This is a genomic window from Parabacteroides sp. (assembly GCF_977054455.1).
Genome location: NZ_CDRTCT010000021.1, coordinates 45486 through 70261 on the forward strand (window position 1 = coordinate 45486; position 24776 = coordinate 70261).

At 49.7% G+C, this 24776-nt stretch carries 20 protein-coding genes and 1 pseudogene; 10 read left to right on the top strand and 11 right to left on the bottom strand.

Going from position 1 to position 24776, the window contains the following annotated elements; genetic code table 11:
• Positions 1-20 precede the first annotated feature (20 nt).
• The 5 genes and pseudogenes from ACW6QF_RS11880 to ACW6QF_RS11900 form a co-directional block, all read right to left on the bottom strand.
• Positions 21-293: pseudogene (locus ACW6QF_RS11880) on the bottom strand (carboxymuconolactone decarboxylase family protein); the annotation flags it as partial.
• Between the two features lie 31 nt (positions 294-324).
• On the bottom strand, positions 325-1338 hold the full coding sequence (locus ACW6QF_RS11885) for an amidohydrolase family protein (RefSeq protein WP_456087988.1): 1014 nt from the start codon (positions 1336-1338) through the stop codon (positions 325-327).
• Between the two features lie 5 nt (positions 1339-1343).
• Positions 1344-1553, bottom strand: a complete 210-nt coding sequence (locus ACW6QF_RS11890; RefSeq protein ID WP_456087989.1) for a flavodoxin — start codon at positions 1551-1553, stop codon at positions 1344-1346.
• Between the two features lie 21 nt (positions 1554-1574).
• A complete protein-coding gene (locus ACW6QF_RS11895; RefSeq protein ID WP_456087990.1) occupies positions 1575-2519 on the bottom strand; it encodes an aldo/keto reductase in 945 nt (314 codons plus the stop codon).
• A gap of 69 nt (positions 2520-2588) precedes the next feature.
• Complete coding sequence (locus ACW6QF_RS11900; RefSeq protein ID WP_298549573.1) at positions 2589-3239, bottom strand: flavodoxin; 651 nt, start codon at positions 3237-3239, stop codon at positions 2589-2591.
• Between the two features lie 278 nt (positions 3240-3517).
• On the opposite strand from ACW6QF_RS11900, the gene ACW6QF_RS11905 reads away from it, so the two are divergent.
• The 9 genes from ACW6QF_RS11905 (at position 3518) to ACW6QF_RS11945 (ending at position 17609) form a co-directional block, all read left to right on the top strand.
• Positions 3518-4417, top strand: coding sequence for a helix-turn-helix domain-containing protein (locus ACW6QF_RS11905; RefSeq protein WP_456087991.1), 900 nt, complete (start codon positions 3518-3520; stop codon positions 4415-4417).
• 409 nt (positions 4418-4826) lie between these two features.
• Positions 4827-5714, top strand: coding sequence for a LysR family transcriptional regulator (locus tag ACW6QF_RS11910; RefSeq protein WP_456087992.1), 888 nt, complete (start codon positions 4827-4829; stop codon positions 5712-5714).
• A gap of 103 nt (positions 5715-5817) precedes the next feature.
• A complete protein-coding gene (locus ACW6QF_RS11915; protein ID WP_456087993.1) occupies positions 5818-6864 on the top strand; it encodes a YeiH family protein in 1047 nt (348 codons plus the stop codon).
• 80 nt (positions 6865-6944) lie between these two features.
• Positions 6945-9290 (top strand): transglycosylase domain-containing protein, encoded by a 2346-nt coding sequence (locus ACW6QF_RS11920; protein ID WP_456087994.1) that lies wholly within the window; start codon positions 6945-6947, stop codon positions 9288-9290.
• Between the two features lie 167 nt (positions 9291-9457).
• Entirely contained in the window at positions 9458-11023 is a 1566-nt protein-coding gene (locus ACW6QF_RS11925; RefSeq protein ID WP_456087995.1) for an FAD-dependent oxidoreductase, read from the top strand.
• A gap of 18 nt (positions 11024-11041) precedes the next feature.
• Positions 11042-12544, top strand: a complete 1503-nt coding sequence (gene glpK, locus ACW6QF_RS11930; RefSeq protein ID WP_298549566.1) for a glycerol kinase GlpK — start codon at positions 11042-11044, stop codon at positions 12542-12544.
• A gap of 31 nt (positions 12545-12575) precedes the next feature.
• The gene (locus tag ACW6QF_RS11935) at positions 12576-13313 is read left to right on the top strand and encodes an MIP/aquaporin family protein (protein WP_456087996.1); all 738 of its coding nucleotides are present in this window, start codon (positions 12576-12578) and stop codon (positions 13311-13313) included.
• Positions 13314-13322: 9 nt separating this feature from the next.
• Complete coding sequence (locus ACW6QF_RS11940; protein WP_456087997.1) at positions 13323-16094, top strand: polysaccharide lyase family 8 super-sandwich domain-containing protein; 2772 nt, start codon at positions 13323-13325, stop codon at positions 16092-16094.
• Positions 16095-16268: 174 nt separating this feature from the next.
• Complete coding sequence (locus ACW6QF_RS11945) at positions 16269-17609, top strand: dihydroorotase (protein ID WP_456087998.1); 1341 nt, start codon at positions 16269-16271, stop codon at positions 17607-17609.
• Between the two features lie 103 nt (positions 17610-17712).
• On the opposite strand, the gene ACW6QF_RS11950 is transcribed toward ACW6QF_RS11945, so the two are convergent.
• The 6 genes from ACW6QF_RS11950 to ACW6QF_RS11975 form a co-directional block, all read right to left on the bottom strand.
• Positions 17713-18255 carry a 7-carboxy-7-deazaguanine synthase QueE gene (locus tag ACW6QF_RS11950; protein ID WP_298549558.1) on the bottom strand — a complete coding sequence of 181 codons (543 nt, stop codon included), beginning with the start codon at positions 18253-18255 and terminating at the stop codon, positions 17713-17715.
• Positions 18242-18574 carry a 6-carboxytetrahydropterin synthase QueD gene (gene queD, locus ACW6QF_RS11955; protein ID WP_298549557.1) on the bottom strand — a complete coding sequence of 111 codons (333 nt, stop codon included), beginning with the start codon at positions 18572-18574 and terminating at the stop codon, positions 18242-18244. Before queD ends, ACW6QF_RS11950 begins: the two co-directional genes overlap by 14 nt.
• A 492-nt stretch (positions 18575-19066) precedes the next feature.
• Complete coding sequence (locus ACW6QF_RS11960; protein WP_456087999.1) at positions 19067-20626, bottom strand: STN and carboxypeptidase regulatory-like domain-containing protein; 1560 nt, start codon at positions 20624-20626, stop codon at positions 19067-19069.
• A gap of 48 nt (positions 20627-20674) precedes the next feature.
• Complete coding sequence (locus ACW6QF_RS11965; RefSeq protein WP_456088000.1) at positions 20675-21520, bottom strand: FecR family protein; 846 nt, start codon at positions 21518-21520, stop codon at positions 20675-20677.
• Positions 21513-22064, bottom strand: coding sequence for an RNA polymerase sigma-70 factor (locus ACW6QF_RS11970; RefSeq protein WP_298549553.1), 552 nt, complete (start codon positions 22062-22064; stop codon positions 21513-21515). The genes ACW6QF_RS11965 and ACW6QF_RS11970 overlap by 8 nt, the downstream gene beginning before the upstream one ends.
• Positions 22065-22174: 110 nt before the next feature.
• A complete protein-coding gene (locus tag ACW6QF_RS11975; protein WP_298549552.1) occupies positions 22175-23443 on the bottom strand; it encodes a carboxypeptidase-like regulatory domain-containing protein in 1269 nt (422 codons plus the stop codon).
• A gap of 152 nt (positions 23444-23595) precedes the next feature.
• Here ACW6QF_RS11975 and ACW6QF_RS11980 point away from each other — a divergent pair, with 152 nt between their 5' ends.
• Positions 23596-24159: an RNA polymerase sigma-70 factor gene (locus ACW6QF_RS11980; RefSeq protein WP_456088001.1), complete on the top strand. Its 564-nt coding sequence runs from the start codon at positions 23596-23598 to the stop codon at positions 24157-24159.
• Positions 24160-24776: the final 617 nt, after the last annotated feature.

Genomic DNA, 24776 nt, shown 5'->3' on the forward strand with positions numbered 1-24776 from the left:
ATCTCGTCAAACAACTCTATTCAAACTTTCAATGCGGCAGGAAAGCCGATGTAAGGCATACACTGGATAACGGCTTCCAACGCATTCAGCACTTTCGGGAATCCGATAATTGGAGAACACTGGTAAATCGCTTCGCGCAATTCAATAGGTGTTACACCGACATTGAGTGCCGCCCCTGCATGACCTTTCAGTTGGGGCAACTGCTGCATGGTGGCAAGGCACACGCAGGTAATCATCCGTTTTTTCGGTTGTTTGGGCTTTTGCTGAGAACGAAACGACGACCAGCAATAAGCCGAGAAATACTTTTTTCATTGTTTTCAAATATTATTTGTTGAATAAATTGCGGGCGTTTTCCGAGAAGAACCGTTCCGAATAGGGCGACAATTCCTTGTCTGCGGTAAATTGTTCACGCATCCGTTGCAGGTTTCCAAGCAATACACCGTCCGGCATATAAGGATAATCCGAGCCGTAGAGAATGTGATCCGGCGAGGTGATTGTCAGCATCATTTTCACGATTTCGGGGCTTGCTCCTCCGGCAAGGTCATAGTACAGACGGGATAAATTACCGTCCCAGTCAATCGAACCCATAAATCCCTTTGCCTGCATAGCCGGATGAATAGCCTTCATGCGGGGGATCGCCATCGGCAAAAACGACCCGCAATGAGGAACAATCATCTTGATGTTCGGATAGCGTACCAACACGTTACGGGAAATCATATTGACAACGGCACGGGTCGTTTCAGCCGGATATTCATAGACCGCAAGCGGGGCGGTGGCTATAATGCCGTCATTGACCGGCGTGGGCTTGTGCGGGTGAATGATTACGGTAACATTTCTACGGTTCAAGACCTCCATCAACGGGTCGAGTGCTTCATCCCCGATATATTGTCCCCGGCTGTTCGTGGCCAGCTTGACGCCATCCGCTCCAAGTGTGTCGAGTGCATAAATCGCCTCTTCGATAGCCGCGTCCACATCGGGCAAGGGCAATGCCGCACAAAATTTGAATTTCCCCGGATAGGTTTCTTTCAGTCGGGCACAATACTCGTTGTACTCCCGAATAATCCGTCGGCTCTCCTGCGTATCTCCGAACCACGGTTGCGGAGCGGGCATCGTCAAGACGGAATATTCGATTCCCGCTTTGCGCATGAAAGCGATATGCGATTCCACATCCCACGCGGGAAGCGGAAAGGTCTCCTCCATCGTGGCATCATGTTTTTCCAGCACTGCCATATAGCCGGGCAATATGTTATGGCAATGCACGTCGATAGTCTGTTGTGCCCCGGCTTGCCTCATAAAGAGTATGGACATGACGATATACAGAATGAATCCCTTTCCCATACCCGTTACTTTTCATCGTTTACATTGGCGAGCCACTCCGCAAATTGCGCTTTCGCCAGCTTCCCGTTCAAGAGTTTTCCCGTACACCAGTCGATTCCGGGGTACGCTTTGCGAAGATTCTTCTCGCAATTTGTCGCCGCTGCCAATTCCTCGGCAGCTTTTCTCGTCGTACCGCTACAAGAGAAATAGGCGACCAAAATCTTTCGACTATCCATATTCTTTTTCATGTGAACGTGTCAGATCATCGGCATTTCCCACGAGCCTCTCGTATCGACACCGGTATTTTCGGCTGCATTTTCCAAACTTTGCATTTCGTCGGCAGTCAAGGAAACCTTTGTCGCTTGCAAGGCGTCCTGCACTTGCGAGGGCTTCGTCACGCCGATAATCGGTGTCGTGCCTTTCGCTATCGCCCATGCCAGAGCCACCTGCGCCGGCGTGATGCCGTACTTGTCGCCCACGGTGCGCATCACGGCAACGAGCCGCTCGATTTGCGGTAACAGCGGATTGTAGGTATCACCCCGCTGGCTGCCGGCGGGCAGTGGGTGCGTGGTATCGTATTTCCCGCTCAACGCTCCTTGCTCCAATACCATGTAGGCCCAGAAGTCGATATTATGTTCTTTGCAATAATCCAGAATACCGGCCTTTTCCGACGAACGGTAGAGCAGGCTGTAATGGTTCTGCACGGCAGAGATATGTACCCCTTCTTTCGAGAGAATCTCCTCCGCACGCTTGATCTGCGCGAGGTTGTGATTGGAGACGCCGACCCGCTTTACCTTTCCGCTTTTTACCAACGGGATAAGGTAAGGCGTCCATTTCTCCACGTCGGCCGGGTTGTGTATCCAGTAGATGTCGATGTAATCGGTGGCGAAGCGTTCGAGGCTTCCTGCCAGCATATCCGCTACCGGGTTCTCCGTGTCGCCCGCAATCTGCGGTGTGAACTTGGTCGAGATAAGTATATCCTCCCGTTTGCAGTTTTTCGTAAATGTCGAAAGCACCGTTTCCGAAGCTCCCATGCCGTACACCACGGCGGAATCCCAGAGGTTCAGCCCGTTGGCCATCGCCTCGTCGAATACGGGTTTCAGTTCTTCCACTCCGAGATTGTTCCCGAATACTTGGTCGCCACCGGCGAATCCTGCGCCCCACGACCATGTTCCTAATGCTATTGACGGTTGATTTTTCATTTTATATTTCTCCTTTACTGCGACGGCACAATGGGCATATTGCAGTCCGTCATGTATTTGTTCATTTGGTCAGTTTTTTGTTGTAACTTCAATTTCAGATAACCATTCCGCTACACGGCTTTCCGCTTGGGAAAGAGTGCCCGATGTCAGCAACAGGCTTTCCGTGTAAGTCGCGTCGGGACAATGTTTCCGGGCGTCACTGACCGAAGTCGATATTCCGCTACTTCCACTGGTTGCGAACAATGCGATGCGCTTGCCTGCCAGTTTTGCCGCGTGTTCATGCAAGAAGGTCTGCATCGGCGTTGCCATATGGCTATACCAGATAGGATAACCGATAAAAATAATGTCATACTCCTCGAAACTCTCGACCGAGGTTTTCACCGGCGGAAAATTTCCCGTCTCGATAGCCGCTTGTTCCTGTTGTGAACGCTCCAACATGGCATTGTAATCCGTGTCGTAGGGCGTTCCGGGTTCCACTTCGATAAGATCGCAGCCGAGTGTCGTTCCGATTCGCTGCGCCACACTTTCCGTATTGCTCGTGCGTGAACAGTAAAGCACCAGATAACGTCCGTCATTATCCGGCGTTTCATCTTCATCATTATCGTTTCCCGGTGTTTCGGGTTGTTCGGTGGCAGAGCCTTCCGGTTCGATAGGATCTCCGTTACAAGCTGTCGCTGTCAAAGCGAGCAGTAGAAAAGGGAAAAATAGTAACTTTCTCATCGTTCTAAAAATTAAATGTTCATATTATTTTGATTTCTCTGCGGCAAAGGTAGGGCGTTTCGGCTGCTCCCGCTGTATCCCGATTACGGATTGAAGTAACAGTATTACGGATTATAAAATCGGGATATAAAACACTTGTAATGAATAGGATGTAGTCGAAATGACGGTTCTGTATACGTATTACGGATATTTGTAACCGTATTCCGGTTTTCACATCGGAAGGTGTCGGATATTTATGTGGAATCCTTATTTTTGCACAAAACAAAATGATAATTGCTATGGAAGAAGTAATAAAGGTCGATACAATCGATCAATATAATAAGTTATTCGGGTTGGAAACTTTGCATCCTTTGGTTGCCGTTGTCGATTTATCGAAAGCTCCGGTATGGCCGGAACATTTCCGGTTCAATTATGGTGTTTATTGTATTTATCTGAAAGATGCAAAGTGCGGGACGATTCGTTACGGACGTCAGACTTACGACTATCAGGAGGGAAGTGTTATCGCTTTCGCTCCCGGACAAATAGCCAATGTCGATATGGAACGGGGCATGAAACCTTCGGGATTGGGATTGCTTTTTCATCCCGACTTGATTCGGGGAACGGCTTTAGGGTGCGAAATCAAACAATATTCATTTTTCTCTTACGACTCGAACGAAGCACTCCATCTTTCCGAGCGGGAACGCACTATTTTCACGGATTGCCTCGATAAGATCGGTCTTGAGTTGGAACACTCCATCGACAAGCACTCCAAACGGTTGATTGCAACCAATATCGAATTGCTGCTCGATTACTGTATGCGGTTCTATGACCGACAGTTCGAGACTCGTTCAACGGTAAACCACGATATACTGGTACGGTTCGAGCGTCTGATGGACGAGTATTTCCAAGATGAACGCTTGCGGCAAAACGGATTGCCGTCAGTCAAATATTTTGCGGACAAAGTTTGTCTGTCGCCCAATTATTTCGGGGATTTGGTAAAAAAAGAATCGGGCAAGACAGCGCAGGAGTATATTCAGGATAAAATCATAGATGTCGCCAAAGAGCAGATCTTAGGAACAAACAAAACGATCAGCGAAATCGCATTCGACATGGGATTCCAATACTCCCAGCATTTCAATCGCGTATTCAAGCGGAGCGTGGGATACACCCCGGCAGAATATCGGAGGATGCAGGCATAATCATGGGAATGATTTTGGATATGGTTAGTATGGAAAACAAGAAATGTGATGGTAATCTATTGAATAATAGATTTTTGAAGAAGAAGAGTGTAACAATGGGTAACGATATAGAAACGAGCCAACTTCTTTAGTTTGCTGTATTTTTCCATTGTTTCAAATAACTCTACCATAAAGACAATCATTCTTAATAAATATTACTCCATTTGTGCGTATCTTTGCAATTGTCATGAAACATTTGCCTGATTGAGTAGTATGGAGCCCTAAACTAATAAAAAATATAAATGAACGTGTAGTAGATGACCTTGATAGCAGATTGTCTTCTAAATCAGAGTTTCTCCGAAGTTAAGTATGGCAAGATTGACAGTTATGACACGTTAATGAGTTTGGTAAAGTAAAAAGTAATATATTTATGGATTTTCGTCTGAAAGTATTTCACAGCGTAGCCACGAATTTGAGCTTTACGAAGGCTTCAAAAGAGTTGTTTATCAGTCAGCCAGCCATCAGCAAGCATATTCATGAATTGGAGGTGCAATATAAAACACCGTTGTTCGATCGGGTGGGAAGCCATATCGGACTGACCCATGCGGGTGAATTGTTGTTGTCGCATACGAAACAGCTGTTGGCTGCATACCGGCAGATGGATTTCGAGATGAACCTGTTGACGGATAATTTTGCCGGGGAACTGCGGTTGGGGGCAAGTACGACGATTTCCCAATATGTGCTGCCGCCTGTCCTCGCCTCTTTTATCAAGAAGTTCCCGGAGATAAAAGTCTCTTTGCTGAACGGGAACAGCCGCGATATCGAACAGGCCTTGCGGGAGGGAAAGATCACCCTTGGCCTGGTCGAAGGAACGGCGCACCAGAGCACGCTTCACTATACCCCTTTTATGAGAGACGAACTGGTCGTCGTGGCGCATACGGGCAGTTCATTGGCGGCCTATGACGAGATTTCGCTCGAACAGCTCCGTACGCTGCCTCTTGTCCTGCGCGAAAACGGTTCGGGAACGCTGGATGTGGTGGAAGCTGCCCTGGCGGAACATCAGGTGAAACTTTCGCAACTGAATGTGGTGTTGCAGATGGGGAGTACGGAAAGTATTAAGTTGTTTTTGGAGAACTCCGAGGCGTTGGGAATTGTTTCTATCCGTGCCGTGACCCGCGAATTGATGTCCGGCAGGCTGAAGGTGATCGAAGTGGAGGGGTTCCGCGCCGAACGGATGTTTACCTTTGCCGAGCCGCAGGGACAGAACGGGGGAGTGGAAGAGAGCTTCATCCGATATGCCTGCCAAAACTGGCGATAACCTGATGTTATACTCTATAAAAACATATTAGGAAAGGATAGAGGAAAAAAGCCTTACTTTTGTCACGGTTTTAAAAAATAATGGATTTTAAACTTGATTGAATATGTTTAGCGAAAAAAGGAGTAACGTACTTCATGGCATTCTGTTGATCGCCCTTTTCTCTTGTTCTGCTTTTTACATAGCAGAGTTTCCCTTTGTCAAAAATCTATCCTTCAGTCCTCTGATCGTCGGTATCCTGTTGGGAATGGTATATGCGAACAGTTTGCGCAACCATCTGCCTGAGACATGGGTGCCCGGTATTTTGTTTTGTACGAAGCAGGTGTTGCGTGCCGGTATCGTGTTGTATGGTTTCAGGCTGACATTCCAGAGCGTGGTCGAGATCGGGCTTCCGGCCATCCTGATCGATGCGATTATAGTGGCGGCTACCATATTCATAGGTTTGTTTGTCGGGCGTTTGCTGAAAATGGATAAAGATCTCGCTTTGCTGACATCCACCGGTAGCGCGATCTGTGGGGCTGCTGCCGTATTGGGAGCCGAGCCGGTCGTGAAAAGCGAGCCGCATAAAACAGCGGTGGCTGTTTCGACAGTCGTTATTTTCGGCACTTTGTCGATGTTTATCTATCCGGCCATGTACCGTGCAGGCATATTGGACCTGACACCTGAACAGATGGGGCTTTATACCGGATCGACCTTGCACGAGGTGGCGCATGTCGTGGGAGCGGGGAATGCTATGGGGAAAGAAATTTCGGATACGGCTATTATCGTGAAAATGATTCGGGTCATGATGCTGGCTCCCGTCTTGGTGATAATGAGTTTTGCTTTGGCGCGTACTGCCGTGAAAGCCGTATCCGGTGGCGTAAAGGGAACGGCTGCCGCTCCCGCAAAACGGGGCAAGATCACGATCCCCTGGTTCGCTTTCGGTTTTCTGGCCGTGATCGGTTTCAACTCTTTTGACCTGTTGCCTCATACGGTTGTGGACGGGATCAATAATATAGATACGTTTATGTTGACGATGGCGATGACGGCGTTGGGAACGGAAACCAGCATCGAAAAGTTTAAAAAAGCGGGAGCGAAGCCTTTTATCTTGGCGGCAGTATTGTATGTCTGGTTGTTAGGCGGCGGCTATTTATTGGCGAAGTATTTGGTTTAACATAAATTGCTTGCTACAGTGGTGAAGGAGTGTCCTATAAATTATTACCTTTGTGCCCAAAACAAGAAAGATAGAGAAAAGTGGCTTCAAAGGTAACAAAAGGTATTATAATTTCGTTCTGGGTGCTGTTTGCCATAGCAGTAGGTGCTGTAGTTTTATTGTTTTCAGCGATAGCCAAAGGCTCGATAGGCTATATGCCTCCGGTCGAACAGCTTGAAAATCCGATTGATAAATATGCTTCGCAAGTGATATCATCGGATGGAAAGACACTCGCAACTTATGCCCACAGTCAGGATAATCGTATTTTTGTCAACTATAACGACCTTTCGCCGGATTTGGTGAAAGCATTGATCGCAACCGAGGATGTCCGTTTTGCGGAGCATAGCGGTATCGACGCGCAGGGACTGTTCCGTGCGGTCGTGAAACGTGGAATCCTGATGCAGAAAAGTGGCGGTGGCGGTAGTACCATTACGCAGCAGTTGGCTAAACAGCTTTTCTCGCCGAGTGCCGACAATGTGATGGAACGTCTGTTCCAGAAGCCGATCGAATGGGTGATTGCCGTTCAGTTGGAACGCTTTTATACGAAGGAAGAGATCATCAATATGTATCTGAACAAGTTCGACTTCCTTTATAATGCAGTCGGCATCCAGTCGGCTGCCCGCGTTTATTTCGGAAAAACGCCCAAGACATTGAAGATCGAGGAAGCGGCGACGCTGGTCGGGATGTGTAAGAATCCTTCTTATTTCAATCCTGTGCGTCATAATGAACGGACACGCGGGCGTCGGAATACGGTTCTGGAACAAATGCTGAAAGCCGGTTACATCACACAGGCCGAGTGCGATTCTCTGAAAAAGTTGCCACTTACCGTACATTTCAACCGTATGGACCATAAAGACGGTTTGGCGCCTTATTTCCGCGAGTTCCTGCGTCTGACCTTGACGGCGAAGAAACCTGAATGTAAAAATTACCGGGGATGGCAGATGCAGCAGTTCAAGGAAGACTCGCTTGCTTGGGAAACAAACCCGATGTATGGCTGGTGTAATAAAAACAAGAAACCTGACGGAGAGTTTTATAACCTGTACACGGACGGGTTGAAAATCTATACGACGATCGATTCCCGTATGCAGAAATATGCCGAAGATGCTGTTCGTGAACATATCGGGGAGTATTTGCAGCCTGCTTTCTTCAAGGAAAAGAAAGGCAAGAATTATGCTCCGTTCTCACGTGATTTGCGGCAAGGTGAAGTCGATACGATCTTTATGCGTGCGATGCATCAGACAGATCGTTACCGCGCGATGAAAAAAGGCGGAGCAAGTGAAAAGGAGATCAAGGCGGCTTTCAACGAACCTGTCGAAATGCGTGTCTTCAGTTGGAACGGAGCGATCGATACGATCATGTCACCGATGGACTCGATCCGTTATCATAAGAGTTTCCTGCGTACCGGGTTTATGTCGATGGACCCGCGTACCGGTCATGTGAAGGCTTATGTAGGAGGCATCGATTATAATGATTTCCAATACGACATGGTGAATGGAGGACGACGCCAGATCGGTTCTACTATCAAGCCGTTCCTTTATTCGCTGGCGATGATCGAGGGGATCAGCCCTTGCGACGAGATGCTGCATGTTCAACAACGGTTGACCGATGAGAACGGCAGGCTTTGGGAACCCCGTAATGCGAATAAGAAACTGATAGGAGAAATGGTTTCCGTACAGTGGGGGTTGCAGAACTCGGACAACTGGGTGACTGCCTGGTTGATGAGCCAGTTATCTCCTTATACGTTCGTCCGTCTGCTGCATTCGTTCGGCTTGAAGAACGAGATGGACCCGGTGATTTCGATTTGTCTGGGTACTCCGGATGTGTCGGTGGGCGAGATGGTCAGTGCCTATACGACTTTTGCCAATAAAGGAATCCGTGTAGAGCCGTTGTACGTGACCCGTATAGAAGATATGTCCGGAAATACGATTGCCAACTTCAACCCCCAGATGAGCGAGGTGTTGACGGAAGATGCTTCCTATAAGATGCTTCACATGCTGAAAAACGTTATAGACGGCGGCACCGGTAGCCGTGTCCGCTTCCGTTACGGCATCAAAGCGCCGATGGGAGGAAAGACCGGTACGACACAGAACAACTCCGACGGTTGGTTTATGGGCTTTACGCCGAGCCTGGTGTCCGGTGTCTGGGTCGGTGGCGAAGACCGTTCCATCCACTTCGACCGGATGGCGGAAGGACAGGGAGCCAGCATGGCTCTGCCGATCTATGGGCTTTATATGCAGAAAGTCTATGCCGATAAAACGTTGGGCTATTCGCAGGAAGAAGATTTCGAGATCCCCGAACAATATCAGAATCCGTGTAAGATGACCTCCGAGGAGGAACGGAAGCAGACGCCGACAGACGTGGGGGGCATCGATAAGATGTTCGAGTAAAGGGCGATTTGCCTTAGAGTGCAATAAAAATGCATGGTTATGGAATTGTCATTCCATGCCCATGCATTTCTTTTTTTATGCCTGTGTGTTTCTTTTTTATGCCGTTGGAACCATAATCGGAATTTATTTGTTAGATTTGTAAGTGTTAACTTTTAATGACGCGGGATATGGAACGGGAATCTATCATTTCTCAATTGTATGACAAAGGCAAGATCTTTGATTTTGTCGTGATTGGCGGCGGCGCTACCGGTCTGGGTGTGGCGCTCGACGCCGTGACCCGCGGATACAGTGTGGCTTTGTTTGAGCGCTCGGACTTTACGAAGGGAACTTCCAGCCGGAGTACGAAACTGGTGCATGGAGGTGTCCGTTATCTGGCACAAGGCGATATCGCTTTGGTTCGTGAAGCGCTTCGTGAACGGGGGCTGCTCCGGCATAATGCTCCCCATTTAGTGAAAGACCAACTTTTCCTGATCCCTTGCTACCGTTGGTGGGAGGGACCTTTTTATACGGTCGGATTGGTGCTTTATGATCTGATGGCGCGTGGTCTCAGTCTCGGAAGATCTGTCTGCATCGGTCCTAAACGGGCGGTCCGGACAGTCCCGATGCTCCGCCGCAAGGGGATGACGGCGGGTGTGCTTTATCATGACGGGCAGTTTGACGATTCGCGCCTGGCCATTAACCTCGTGCGTACGGCGGTCGATGCCGGTGCATGTGTCTTGAATTATATGAATGTAATCTCTCTCCTGAAAGAAGAAGGCAAAGTGTCCGGTGTGCAGGTCCGTGACGAAGAAACGGGTACGGTCTATTCCGTGCAAGCCCGTTCCGTGATCAATGCAACAGGTGTTTTTGCCGATGATATCCTGCAGATGGACAAGCCGGGCAATCGCCCGACCGTGCGTCCCAGCCAGGGAGTGCATCTGATTTTAGATGCTTCTTTCCTGGAAAGCGATTGTGCCGTGATGATCCCGAAGACATCCGACGGGCGCGTGCTCTTTGCCGTCCCCTGGCATAATAAGGTGGTAGTCGGCACGACCGACACGTTGATGGAGCATGCCGAGACGGAGCCGGTCGCACTCGAACAGGAAATACAATTTATACTCGATACCGCAGGGAAGTACCTGACACGGGCTCCCCGGCGGAGCGATGTCCTCTCCGTGTTTGCCGGCCTCCGGCCGCTTGCGGCTCCCCGTAATGAGGGTAAGAAGACAAAGGAAATCTCCCGGAGCCATAAACTGATCCGGGAAAAGTCCGGTTTAATAACGATTATCGGGGGAAAATGGACGACATACAGGAAGATGGCGCAGGATACGTTGGACTATGCGATCCGTTATATGCATATCCCGACACGGGAGTGTGTGACGGAGCATTATCCGGTTCACGGTTCCCGTCCGAATCCGGATTTCTCCGATCCGTTGTATGTTTACGGGACGGATGCGGACGAGATACGGGTTTTAACGGCTTCCTCGCCGGAGATGGGCGAAAGGCTGCATCCCCAATACGCTTTTACCAGAGGAGAGATCGCCTGGATCGTGCGGAACGAAATGGCCCGGACCCTGGAGGATGTCTTGGCACGCCGGTTGCGTGTGCTCTTTATGGATGCACGTGCCGCGATGCAAATGGCTCCTGCCGTGGCCGCTGTTTTAGCAAAGGAACGGGGAAAGGACGAAACATGGCAGGCCGCCCAGCTTAAAGACTTCGAGCGGGTAGCATCAAATTATATATTGAATGGATAACCAAATGAAACGGAAGATATGAATTTCAGAAATAAATACGTGCTGGCTATCGACCAGGGCACGACCTCTTCGAGAGCCATTCTTTTCAGCCATCAGGGCAATATCATCACGCTGGCGCAGAAAACATTCCAGCAGTATTTTCCTAAGCCCGGCTGGGTCGAACATGATCCGAACGAGATTTGGTACACGCAATCGTCAGCCATCAAGGAGGCTATGGCCAAAGCGGATGTGACGGATGCGCATATCGCCTGCATCGGCATTGCCAACCAGCGCGAAACGACGATCATATGGGACCGGGAGACCGGCTTTCCGGTCTATAACGCCATCGTCTGGCAGGACCGGCGTACGGCAGACTATTGCGAGGAGTTGAAAGCAAAGGGGTATGCTTCCCTGATCCAGCAGAAGACGGGATTGGTGATCGATGCGTATTTCTCTGCCACGAAGATACGTTGGATCCTGGATCATGTGAAGGGTGTCCGGGAACGTGCCGAGCGTGGGGAACTTTGTTTCGGTACGGTCGACTCCTGGCTGGTCTGGAAACTGACCCGCGGGACCGAATTTATTACGGATATCACGAATGCCTCCCGTACGATGCTGTTCAATATCCATACGCAGGAATGGGATAAGGAGCTGCTCGACCTTTTCCAAATCCCGGCCTCCATGATGCCGGAAGTGAAGAGCAGCAGCGAGGTCTATTGCGAGACTTCCACCCCTGTCTTTAAGACCGGCATCCCGGTTTCGGGGATGGCGGGTGACCAGCAAGCCGCCCTGTTCGGGCAACTGTGTACGGATATCGGCATGATCAAGACGACATACGGGACTGGATGTTTTATGATCCTGAATACCGGAAGCAAGCCCGTTTTGTCTCAGAATAACCTGTTGACGACGATTGCCTGGAAGTTGGACGGGAAAGTGACGTACGCGCTGGAAGGAAGTGTTTTTGTCGGGGGTGCGGTCGTCCAATGGTTGCGTGACGAGTTAGGGCTGATACAGAGCGCCGCCATCACGGAACAACTGGCCAATTCCGTGCCGGACAACGGAGGCGTCTATTTTGTCCCGGCGCTGACCGGGCTGGGGGCTCCTTACTGGGACCAGTATGCCCGTGGCGCCATCATCGGGATCACACGCGGAACGAGTACCGCCCATCTGACCCGTGCCGCCCTGGAAGGTATTTGCTACCAGGTGTATGATGTCCTGATGGCAATGGAAAACGATATACATGCCAAGCCGAAAGAGATCCGCGTGGATGGCGGGGCGATTGCCAATAACTTCCTGATGCAATTCCAGGCGGATATCTGCCGTTGTCCGGTGGTCCGTCCGCGTGTCCTCGAAACGACGGCTTTGGGCGCCGCCTATCTGGCAGGATTGTCGATCGGCTACTGGAAAGATGTGGACGAGCTGAAAGAACAGTGGTCCTTGGATAATATCTTTAGTGCCGAAATGCATGAAGAGACGGCCGAGGCCTTGCTGACCGAATGGCATAAGGCGGTCGGGAGGAGCTTGAACTGGGCGGCGGAGTAATAGGCAATTTATACATCATAAATCTAATATCATGACTCCATTTATAGCGGAATTTTTAGGAACCATGCTTCTGATCCTGATGGGAGGAGGCGTTGTGGCGAATGTGTGCCTGAGTAAGACGAAAGGGCACGGTGCAGGCTGGATGGCCATTACGACAGCCTGGGCTTTGGGCGTGTTCATAGGCGTAGTGGTGGCCGGCCCCTATAGCGGGGCGCATCTGAATCCGGCTGTTTCCATCGGGTTGGCTATCGGGGGTACTTTCCCCTGGTGCGATGTGTGCCATTATATTATAGCCCAAATGTCAGGGGCGGCTTTAGGGGCGCTTTTGGTCTGGCTTGTCTATAAAGACCACTTCGAGGCGACGGACGATCCGGACGCGATGTTGGGTGTCTTCTGCACCAGTCCGGCGATAAAGAGCCCGGCCATTAATTTCCTGACGGAAGCGGTCGGAACGTTTGCCCTGATGTTTGTCGTGTTTTATATCACGGGCGGCGAGCTTTCTTTGAAGGATAGCAATAGCACGTTGCCGATCGGGTTGGGCTCCGTAGGGGCGTTGCCGGTGGCGTTTACCGTTTGGGTGATCGGGTTGTCGTTGGGCGGTCCGACCGGTTATGCGATCAATCCGGCACGCGACCTGGCTCCCCGTTGCATGCACGCCCTTTTGCCGATAAAAGGGAAAGGCGGGAGCCAGTGGGGATATGCCTGGGTCCCGGTCTTAGGACCGATCGCAGGGGCGGCCGTAGCAGCTATGTTGTATTATATTCTATAATTATATGCCATGAATTTACGAAATAAGGTTTCTCTGCTTGTATTCTTTTTTGTGACGATTCCCTTGTTTGCCCAAACACCGCAACGGGAATTGGAGAGGCTTCGGCAAAACTATATCCGGTCTTTCATATCGAATGACGAACAGACCGCTTCGCTGGTGGAACTTTTGTCCGGCATACAACCTGAGACGGAGATCTCGGACCAGGTCGTTGTCGAGCTTCACCAGCGTTATCCCTTTAACATCGAAAAGATAACGGGTTATATCGAGACGATCCGGGAAGACGGTTCCTGGCCGGATATCGACTACAACGACCGGAAACGTTCGGGTTGGTCTGTCAAGCAACATGCCGACCGGGTGTTGGAACTTGCCAAACTCTACCGGGCGGAAGAGGGCGATTGCCATTGGGGGCCGAAACTCGAATCGGTCATTCATCAGGCATTGGGATACTGGTTCAGGGAGAAACCGGTCTGTAAGAACTGGTGGTATAACCAGATCGGCATCCCCAAGACATTGGGGCCGGCTTTCCTCCTGATGAAAGAACGACTGAGCCCGGAGGAAAAGGCAGGAGCCATCGAAGTTATGGAAAATGCCAAGTTCGGCATGACCGGCCAGAATAAGGTCTGGCTTGCCGGGAATGCGCTGATACGCGGGTTGTTGCAAGATGACTTCGGTTTGGTGAAGGCAGCCCGTGACACCATTGTCTCCGAGATTACGACCGGGATGCAGGAAGGGATCAAAAGCGACTGGAGCTTCCACCAGCACGGGCCTCAACAACAGTTCGGCAACTACGGGCTGGCGTTCCTGACGGAGATGAGTGCCTATTCCGGCCTGTTTGCGGGAACCGTTTTTGCCCTGAGCGAGGCGCAACAGGACATTTTGAATTCTTTCCTCTTGAACGGTTATCGCTGGATCGTCTGGAAAGGATATATGGATGTCAATGCATTGGACCGGCAATTGTTCCATAGCGCACAGATACATAAGGCGTTCAGCCTGGCCTTTGCCACAAACGCCTTGATGCGTGGCAGTTCCGGAGATGATATCCGGCTGATGGATGAGTTCCTGCAAGATAACTATGCGCCCGAAAGAAAAGGAAGCGCTTTCACCGGACATAAGCATTTCTGGGATTCCGACCAGACCGTCCATCGCTCTCCGGCCTGGATGGCTTCGGTCAAGATGGCTTCCGACCGGGTGATCGGGACGGAGCTGGTGAACGAAGATAACCTGAAAGGATTTTATATGGGCGACGGTGCTCTGTACACCTATTGCCGGGGCGACGAATATCTGAATATTTTCCCCTTCTGGGACTGGCGCAAGATTCCGGGCATCACCTCTTATGAGAGCGAAGCTCCCGTGCCCGCCTTTTTCCACTATGGGGCGCATGTGCGGAACAAGACTGCTTTTGTCGGTGGCGTGACGGACGGACAGGCCGGGATGACGGCAATGATCCTGGATCGGGATGGTTTGCAAGCCTATAAATCCTGGATCTTTACCCGTGATTATGTCCTTTGCCTGGGAGCCGGGATTCATTCGGACAGCACTTTGGCGGTTACGACTTCCATCGACCAACGGGTGAAACACGGCGATTTGCTTCGTTATGCCGGCGGCGACTGGTTGCCGGTACAAGGAAAGTATGTTTCTTCCGCGGAAAAACTACGTTTCTTCCATGACAACACTGGGTATATCCTGTTGCAACCCTCCGCATGTGTGGCTGTCTCGGAAAAGCGTTCCGGCCGCTGGTGCGACTTTATGGGTTCGTACGCTCCTAAAACGGTCGAAGGCGAGATCGTCGGTCTATATATCGATCATGGAAAAGAAGATAATGCCGGTTATCAATATCTGATCCTCCCGGCTTCCACTTCCGAAAAAACGGCCGCTTTCCCGGTACAGGATATACGAGTGATCCGTAACGACAAAGCGGTCCAGGCGGTTGCCGCCGGCGACTGTTTTTATGTGACGGCCTATGAACCGCAGAAGTTGGATTTGCAAGAAGACTTGCGGGTCGACATACAGACGCCGGGCATTTATATGTTTCATCGGCATAACGGCAACTGGCAGATCGAAGCGGCCGATCCGACTCATAAACAACCTTTTTTGTCACTCAAAATGAACGGGCAGGATGTAAAGGCCGTCTTCCCTCCCTCGCATGAACCGGGGAAAAGCATTTCTGTGCAGCCCTTTATCAATGCTCCTTCGGTCAAGGGGATCAAAGTGGATGGGAAACGCGACGATTGGAAAATCGCTCCGGCGGTAACTGGGCTGACCGCTCCCTGGGACGGGGCGGAGAAAGACGGGACTGCTTTTTATGTCTGTCACGATAAGAAGAACCTCTATTTCCTGTATGTCGTGTCTGATACGACTTTGGTCTATAATGACGAGAAGACGGAAGCCTCTGTCGGCAATGGCGACCGGATCGAGTTTTTCATGAGCAAAGACCCGGAGATGAAGACCTATTATTGCGCAGAGATCGACCCGCAAGGGAAAGTGATGGATTATGAAGCGCATGCCTATCGTAAGTTCGATTTTAGCTGGGACTTCAAGGACCTGAAGCTGGCAACCTATGTCGGTAAAGATTCCTACCGTGTGGAAGGTTCCATCTCGTTGAAGTCCTTAAAAGCATTAGGGCTGGTTTCTCCTGACGGTGAAATCCGCATGGGGGTTTACCGGGCCGATTATTTCGGGGATGCCGGTGACCGGGTGATCTGGTCGTCCTGGATCGTTCCCGATGCCGCCGAACCGGATTTCCATATTCCGTCTTCTTTGGGGGTATTAAAGCTGGAATAATTAGAAGCCGTTGGCGCAGTTCAGCGCCTTAGGCGGCGCAGTTTAGCGCCTTCGTTGGCGGAGTTTGGCGCCTTCGTTGGCGCTGTTTAGCGCCTTAGGGGGCGCTGGGAATCGACAAGAGCGATTGTTTTGGTAAGAATTCCGTACCTTTGTCACAACTAACATAAAAAAGATATGAATAGAACACTGATAAAAAACGCCACCGTCATCAACGAAGGCCGTACCTTCATCGGTTCGGTACTGATCGAGGGTGATAAGATTGCCGCAGTATATGAAGGAGATGTTCCGGCTTCGGCCGGGGATGCGGCCGTGATCGACGCTACCGGGAAATTCCTGCTTCCCGGCGCTATCGACGACCAGGTGCATTTCCGTGAACCGGGACTGACGCATAAGGGCGATATCGCCAGCGAAAGCCGTGCCGCCGTGGCCGGTGGAGTGACTACCTTCATGGACATGCCGAATACGAAACCTCAGACGACGACCCTTGCCGATCTGGAGTGGAAGTGGCAACGGGGAGCCGAAACGTCGGTCGCCAACTATTCCTTCTTCTTCGGCGGGACGAACGACAATATGGATGAAATCCGTAAACTGGACCGTAGCCGTGTGCCGGGGCTGAAACTCTTCCTCGGTTCTTCCACCGGTAATATGCTGGTCGATAAGAAGGAGAGCCTGGAACGTATTTTCGGCGAAGCCGGAATGCTTATCGCCATCCATGCTGAAAAGGAGGAAGTCATCAAACGGAACATCGCCCACTATACGAGCCTGTACGGTGAAGACCTGGATATCTCCTTCCATAGCAAGATCCGTAGCGAGGAAGCCTGCTATGCCTCCTCGTCCGAAGCTGCCGAACTGGCTGACCGTCTCGGTTCCCGCCTGCATATCCTGCATCTTTCGACGGCAAAGGAACTTTCTTTGCTGAGCAACAAGCTTCCGCTCGGTGAAAAGAAGATCACTGGTGAAGTATGCGTGCATCATCTCTGGTTCCATGAGGACGATTATGAACAGTTCGGAAACCGTATCAAATGGAATCCGTCTATCAAGACGCTGGCAGACCGTACGGCGCTCCGCGAAGCCGTTAACAACAACACGATCGATATCGTGGCGACCGACCATGCCCCGCATCTCCTTTCCGAGAAGGAGGGAAGCTGCCTGAAAGCCGCCTCCGGAGGCCCGCTGATCCAGCATTCGCTCATTGTCATGCTGGAGTTGGCGATGGAGGGCCGTTTCACCTACGAGAAGGTGGTGGAAAAGATGGCGCATATGCCGGCAGAGCTTTTCCGTGTGGATCGCCGCGGCTATATCCGTCCGGGCTATTATGCCGACCTTGTCCTGGTCGATCCGAAAGAAACCTGGACGGTGGCAAAAGAGAACATACTGTATAAATGCGGCTGGTCTCCCTTCGAAGGCTACACATTCCACCATGCCGTCTGGAAAACATTCGTCAACGGGCAACCGGCCTACGACAATGGCCGGGTGAACGATGAGGTGCGCGGGATGGAAGTACGGTATAGTTGAAAATTAAGAATTAAGAATTAAAAATTAAAAATTAAAAGTTGAAAGTTAACTTCGTGTCTTTATCACTTTCATTTTTTAATTTTTAATTTTTAATTTTTAATTTTCAATTGATATTTATCAGCTTGTGTGTCTGCAGGCTGAGACGCCATTGGGGGTGGTGGAGGATATACTCTACCACCTCTTTGGTGTTCCGGCAGGAGCAGGGTTGGAGGAAATGCCAGGTCGCTTTCAAGCCTGCATATTCCGTCAGGTCCTGCCCCGTATAAACCACCTTTACTTCATCGATATGCGCCAGCCGCAAAGGAGCCCCTTTCGGGGAGCAGGTTACCCAGTCGATGCCTTCCGGCAACGGGTTTGTCCCGTTAGTTTCGATGCAGATATATTTCCCCGCACGGTGCAGCAGGTCGATAAACGCCTGGTCGATCCAAAGCGAAGGCTCTCCCCCTGTCAGGATAACGACATTTGAAGGGAAGGCCGAGACTGCCTGTAAAATCTCTTCATCCGACATCGAGGTCCCTTCCTCGTGCCGGGTATCGCAAAAGCTGCATTTCAGGTTGCATCCGGAGAAGCGGACGAAGACGGCAGGCGTTCCCGTATGGAACCCTTCTCCTTGAAGGCTGTAGAATATCTCGTTAATCTTTCTCATAGATCGCCGTGTTTCCTTCTGATTCCTGAACTTCTACTTTATAGCAGGTGGGGAGCTGGTCGCATATCCACCGGGCGATATTCTCGGCCGTCGGGTTAAAAGGGAGCACCTCGTTGAGGTTCCGGTGATCGAACTGATCTTTCACAACCTGCTTGATATGGCTGAAATCGATCACCATACCATCTGCGTTTAATTCTTTGGAACGGCAATGCACAATGATAATCCAGTTGTGACCATGCAGATATTCGCATTTGCTCGGATAGGAAAGCGACAGACTATGGGCTGCCGAAATCTCCATACGTTTGATAACGGTATACATACGATAAAACTGTTTTAGAATGTTATGTCTGCACCTAATGTCACCTCGGTACGTAGTGCAAAATTACAGAAAAATCGGATACTGAAGCGATACTTGATGGGTTGAAATATTAAAAATATCTGTAGCGGTTTGTATGTATTTAAAACAATGCTCCGGGGGGGATCTGTCGTGAAAATGTGTTTTTTTATTGCAGAATAGGAATATTATGTATTAATTTGCTTCATAATCAAAGATATGAGGTGGTTTTGATGTCTCTGAACCGGTATTCCGGCAGCAGTCCAATATTGTTAAAAAATAGAAGAAGCTGCAAATAAGTTTCGATAATCTTAAAAATGTGTTTTATAATATCTTTTTTTATTTGTTCAGTAATTTAAAATGCCTCATCTTTGTAAGCAGATAACCTAAACAATCTTTTTGCCTTAAAGACTAATACCTATTAAAACCTATAAAGAGGACCTTTGAGAAAAGGTCCTCTTTATGATTTTTAGGGGGTTACTCTTCTGTCTCTTCTATTTTTGACGATATTTTCCCGATCGCTTCATTGAGCCTTTCTTCCGGTGGGATCACGTTGAAGTTGCCCCAGAACTTTTCGTCGTAAGCAAATCGGGTTTCCGCAAAGACTGTCCGTGTCGGTAGCGCTTCGCTACGGGCAAAGCGATTTACCCGGTTCGTGTCTATTTTGCAGGTGACCATTTCGAACCAGGTATGCAGCGGGAAAGTTCCGAACAGCTGTTTCCTTTTCTTTATCTTGAAAAAGAGGTCGCCCCGGACATGGTTGATGTAATACTGGCCGTTGTAAGGTTTGTACGTTACGGTATAAATCACCTTTTGGGGAGTGATCTTCAGGTTGCGGCTCTTTTTCTCCACCAGCATCCCGGTAGCCTGTTTGATATGTTTCGGGTTGATTTCGAAGTGGGCGCGGAGCAATGCGTTGTTTTCCGTGTCGATATACAGTTCTCCCCGGTAAAGGGCGGAGCCGATATTTCCTTTTTGCTCGAAATAGATCACATGGGCTAACCGGTCGTCGATCACGGCGATATCGGTAGAGGCATACATATAGGGTTCTATCTTTTCATCCGTCAGAAGAAAGTCGGGCAATTCCTTTATCAAGTCCAGGCTCAGGCTGGCGCTGATTCCCGACTTCATCCGGGCGATGAGCGTGTCTTTTTCCTGTTGGCTGATGATCCGGCGCATTTTGAGCAGTTTGACCTGGTCCGGTGCCGGACCGGGCTTGTAGGCCGATTTGTAAACTTTGAATACGCCCTCCGTCAATCCTACGAATCTATTTTTCCGTTCGATTCCTTCCCGGTAGAAAGTGGTCAGGTAAGCGGGGGATTGCGGGTAATTCTTCCGGATGTTTTCCTTCATGTCGCGAAGCAGGCGGAGCGGGTTGACAATGCGCACCACGACTTCCTGGATCGGGATCACTTTGGCATCGAGCGCGATCACCGTGTTCTGTCCGGCGAGAGGGAAGGCTTCTATCTTGCGGGGTTCGTAGCCCAGGTGGGAGAAGTAGAGCGTGGACCGGCGGAGCGAATCGGGCAGCGTGAGCCGGAATTCCCCGTTTGCGTTGGTGATGCTGCCGATTGAAGTATTAAGGACTCCTATGGTGCCTGCTTCGATCGGTTCATTCGTCTGTTTGTCCTGTAGGATTCCTTTGACAATGAAATGGTGGTCTGTTATTTCTGGAGGAAGGCTATCGGGAAGGGCAACTTGCCCGGCGGATTGCGGCCCGGAGATCAGGATGTGATCGCCTATGACACGTAGGTTCAGCTCTTTGTTTCCTACGATCAGGTAGATTGCCTGCCGGATGGTGTAGTCGCCTTTCGGGATGCGTACCGTTTTTTCATTATCGATCAGCTTGCTGTCATAGATAAAGAGAAAACCGGTCTGCTCCGTTACTTTGTCAAGCAGGCGGTAGACGGTATTTTTTTCTTTGGATAAATGAATCATGCGGGCCAGGACATCATCGCCTCCTCCTGCGCGTAACGGACCTGTCGGAAGCAAAAGCATCCAAAGGCACAGAAAGAGAAGGCGAAAAATCTGAATCATTAGCTTCACTGTATTATAGAAAAACAATCAATTGTAAATTATCAATTGTCAATTGAATAAGAGGATCGTGTTGTCCTGCCGTGTTTTCTTCAGGTCGAGGGCAAGGCAGATCAGTTCAGCCATTGCTTCGGGCGTATCGTTGGAGAAGGTGACGGTAAGCGTCCGGTCCCATAGCTCCGGCGTCGTCTCCAACCGGATATCCGGATTTTGTAGATTGATCACCCGCAGGATATTGCCCAACTTCTCGTCCTTGAACCTGATTCGTTCGGTATAGCGGTCGAACAAGGCCGGGTCGGGCGTCGTGCTCAATTGCAGTCTCCGGGAGAGGAGCGTGACGGTTTCCCCCGCTTTTACGTGGATGTCCTGTCCGTTCTTCTTCAATGTCACTTTTACTTCCCCCCGCTGTACGGACAGTTCGAAAGGAGAGCTACCGTTACTTTTCACATTGAAAGCCGTCCCTAACACTTCGATACGCGTATCTTCGGTTTCGATCACGAACGGCCGCTTGCGGTTACCGGCTATGTCGAATAAGGCATTTCCCTGCAAACTCACTTCCCGCCGGTCGGAAGAGAAATGTTCGGGATACATCAATGAAGCATTTCCTGCCAGATAGACCACGGAACCATCTTCAAGGGTGGTTACCAATGCCGTTGCCGTCTCACTGTTCTGGCGGGTGAGCAGATTCGGGTCCGCATCCTGTCCGGGCCTGCTCAGATAGGCGACAGACACAAGCAGGCAAAGAAGGGCGATGGCGGCTGCCGCTCCTCCTCTCCACGCAAGGCCTCTGAATGGCGAAGCCGGCCCGCCCGAAAGCAGCCCTTCTTCATCCAGGCGTTGGTACAGCGTGTTCCACGCCCGGTCTGTTTTTCTTTTATTTCTTTCTGTTTCAATCATATTTCATGTAAATCTCTAATTCGTCCCGTAGTGTTCGGAGTGCTTTCGTCATTTCGGCCTCGACGGTCTTGACCGACAGGGAGAGGCTGGAAGCGATCTCCGCATATTTCTTTCCTTCAAAGCGATGCATCCGGAATATGCGGAGACGGCGTTCGGGGAGCTTTTCGAGTGTCCGGTTTACCAGGGCTTCCAGTTCCTTGTATTCGATCTGCTCCTGCGGATCGTCCCGCGTGCCGTCTTTGTCCGGGCGGGAGAGGACGGCATCCCGGTAACGGTTGCGTACATCCTGTTGTTCCCAGTACTGGAGGGATTGGTTACGCACGGCTCCATACAAATAGCTCTTTATCGTATGGAACAATTGTAACCGTTCCCTTTCCTTCCAAAACACATAGAATAATTCCTGCACGATCTCTTCCGCGATATCCATTCTCCCGGTTATGCTGGCTGCATACATACAAAGAGGCAGATAATACAGACGGAAAACTTGTTCAAAAGCCTTGACGTCTCCATCTTTGATCTTTGTAAGTATAAGCAGGTCTTTCATGTTTTGTAATTATTCAATGTGCCGATATGCCAATGTTCCGATTGGGAAATGTTGCTAATTTATACATTAATCTATTCATTCGCAAATCGGCAGATTGTTTGATCGGCATATTATTTATGTTGCTTCTTCAGCCTGTTGACGGCATGTTCCAGTGATTCCGTCGGTTCGATGATATTGTAGGAACCCCAGAAATCTTCATCGGCAAAGTTGGAAACCTTGTCCGATAGGGACTGGTTTTGCCTGAATGCCATTTTGTAGGGAATGGTGTTTGCGTTGCTTTCCTTGCCGTCCGTTACGACCATCTCCGAAAGGATGGTGTAATTGGTCGAGAACAATTTGCGTTTCCAGTCGCATTTGAAGCGGACGCCGTTACGGATGTAGCTCAGATATGTCAGCCCGTTGCGATCCTTGTAGTTGACCAGGAACGAGACTTCGACCGGTTTGAACCGTAGCCCGAACGGCTTTTTCCGGAGGATCGCCTGCGTGGCCTTGTTGCGGTCGTTCATGTCGAGGAAGAACTCGGCCCGGGTGAAAGAGAGCCGTTCCTTGTCGATGTATAGTTTTCCGTAATAAAGCGCATACGGCAATATGGCTTGCGGTTCGAAATTGATAACATATTGCGGGCGGTCGTTGATCGTTGTCGCTTCTTCCATCCGGAATTTATAGTAAGGAAGGCTTTCGAGGTCGAGCAAGACATCCGGATTCTTCACCACGTCCACATAGACGGACATGTTAGGACCTCCCAATAGCTTGACAGCCAATGTATCGCTCGCTTTCTGGCTGAGCAGCTTGCGGCCTTTGAATATCTGTACGCGATCGCGGTCTACTCCCTCGTCGTAAGGAGTCTTGTAGATATCGATCACCGCTTCCGAGATGTTGATGTACCGGCGTCCTTTCTGGGCCGTTTCGCGGTAGAACCCGGTCAGGAGGCTATGTTTCGAATTGTAGTTGGCCGGAATCTTCTTTATCGCTTCTTCCACCAGGTAGCGCGGGTCGCGGGCATGGATGATCACTTCGTCGAGCATATTCGTGTAGGGGGTCAGCCATACGGTCTGTTCTTCCACATCCTTGCCGTTGAGTTCTATTTTGCTGTTGAAATATCCGAGGTGCGAAATCTCCACTTCTTTGGCATGGATGGAATCCTTTACCTTGAAGGAAAACTCACCGTCGGCGTTCGTGACCGTGCCGGTCGTACTGCCCGGAATGGAAATATTGACATATTCCAGGCTCTTTTTGCTCTTTTTGTCTTTTACGATACCACTGACCGTGATGTAACCCCCTTCGTCAGCCGAATCCGTTTGCGCCTGCAGAGGAGTGAATCCCGCCAGCAACAGTGTAATGAGCAAGTATCCCCATAATTGTGTATGCATTGCTTTCATATCTCATATAGTTTGATAAGTTAATACTCGTGTCTGTATTACCAAGATGGTTCAGCCGGCAAATACCCTATGCTTCGTCCCGGATTTTTTTATTATGATGGACATAATTTGAAAATTTGACTATTTTTGCGCAGGTTATAGAAGATGAGACGATGACAGAGCAGGAGATCAGAAAATATTTAAGGCAGATCGAAGAAGAGAATTCCCAGACTGCTCTGCGCTGTTTTTATAATCTTTGCTTCGACCGTTTCTTCCGTATAGCCTACTACTACCTGCATACGGAAGAATGGGCGCAGGAGGTCGTCCTCGATGTGTTCCTGAAAATATGGGAACGCCGCGAGTCCTTGCACCATATCGCCAATCTGGAAGATTATTTCTTTATCACGATAAAAAATGCCTCCCTGAACTATCTTGAAAAAGAACAGCGCCGGAAAGACATGGCGGCGGATGCTTTTGACGGTACGCTCCTATCCGGCGAATCACCTGAAGACATCCTGGTTAGTGAGGAACTTTTCGCCCACTATGTCAAGGCCCTCGACCGCCTGCCGGAACGATGCCGTGAAATATTTATCCGTGTACGCGAGGAAAAACAGTCCTACGCCGAAGTCGCGAAAGACTTGGGCATAAGCGTCAATACGGTCGACGTACAGTTGCAGAAAGCGACCGGGAGGTTGCGGGACATGTTGGCGCGTTATATAAGCGGAACCGAAAAATGAATACCTTTTCCGTCCGATTTAACAAGGGAATGAGATGAAAGATATGGATAAATTCATCGCGCAACAGCGTCTTCTCTATCCGGCCGAAGTTCTTGTAGTTATTGTACGGTTTCTCAAAATACCCGTTGGTCCAAATCGAAACAGTAGTGCATGAAATTTGGTTTTCTACCCCGTTTATTTCAAATTTCTATTGCGGGTAATATTTTTTAAGAAACCTTCAAAAGTATAAGGTGCTGGATGACAGATAAATATCAATATCGCTCTTTTAAGGGATGTTATTGTATAATTTAACATTTCAAATAAAGGATGTGCCATCATTTCTTCTGATTATCAAACGAGGTCTTGTCCCCATGAAATATCGGTGAACCTATTCTTTTCCATATGCACTGCAGCGTTTCTTTCTTCCAAAGCATCTTATCGTAAATAGGGATTATCGGACGATGAAGCGGTCCGGATCGTTAAAGTATATATAAATGCTTGGAAACTATTTGGAAACAGCTATATTTGTCAATAAAATGGATGGTTTTTATTAATGAGGCAGAAAGGGTATTAAACTTACCCCCTTGTATTTAGTCTAAAGAGTAGAAAAATTATAAAGTAGAGGAGAAACGAATATG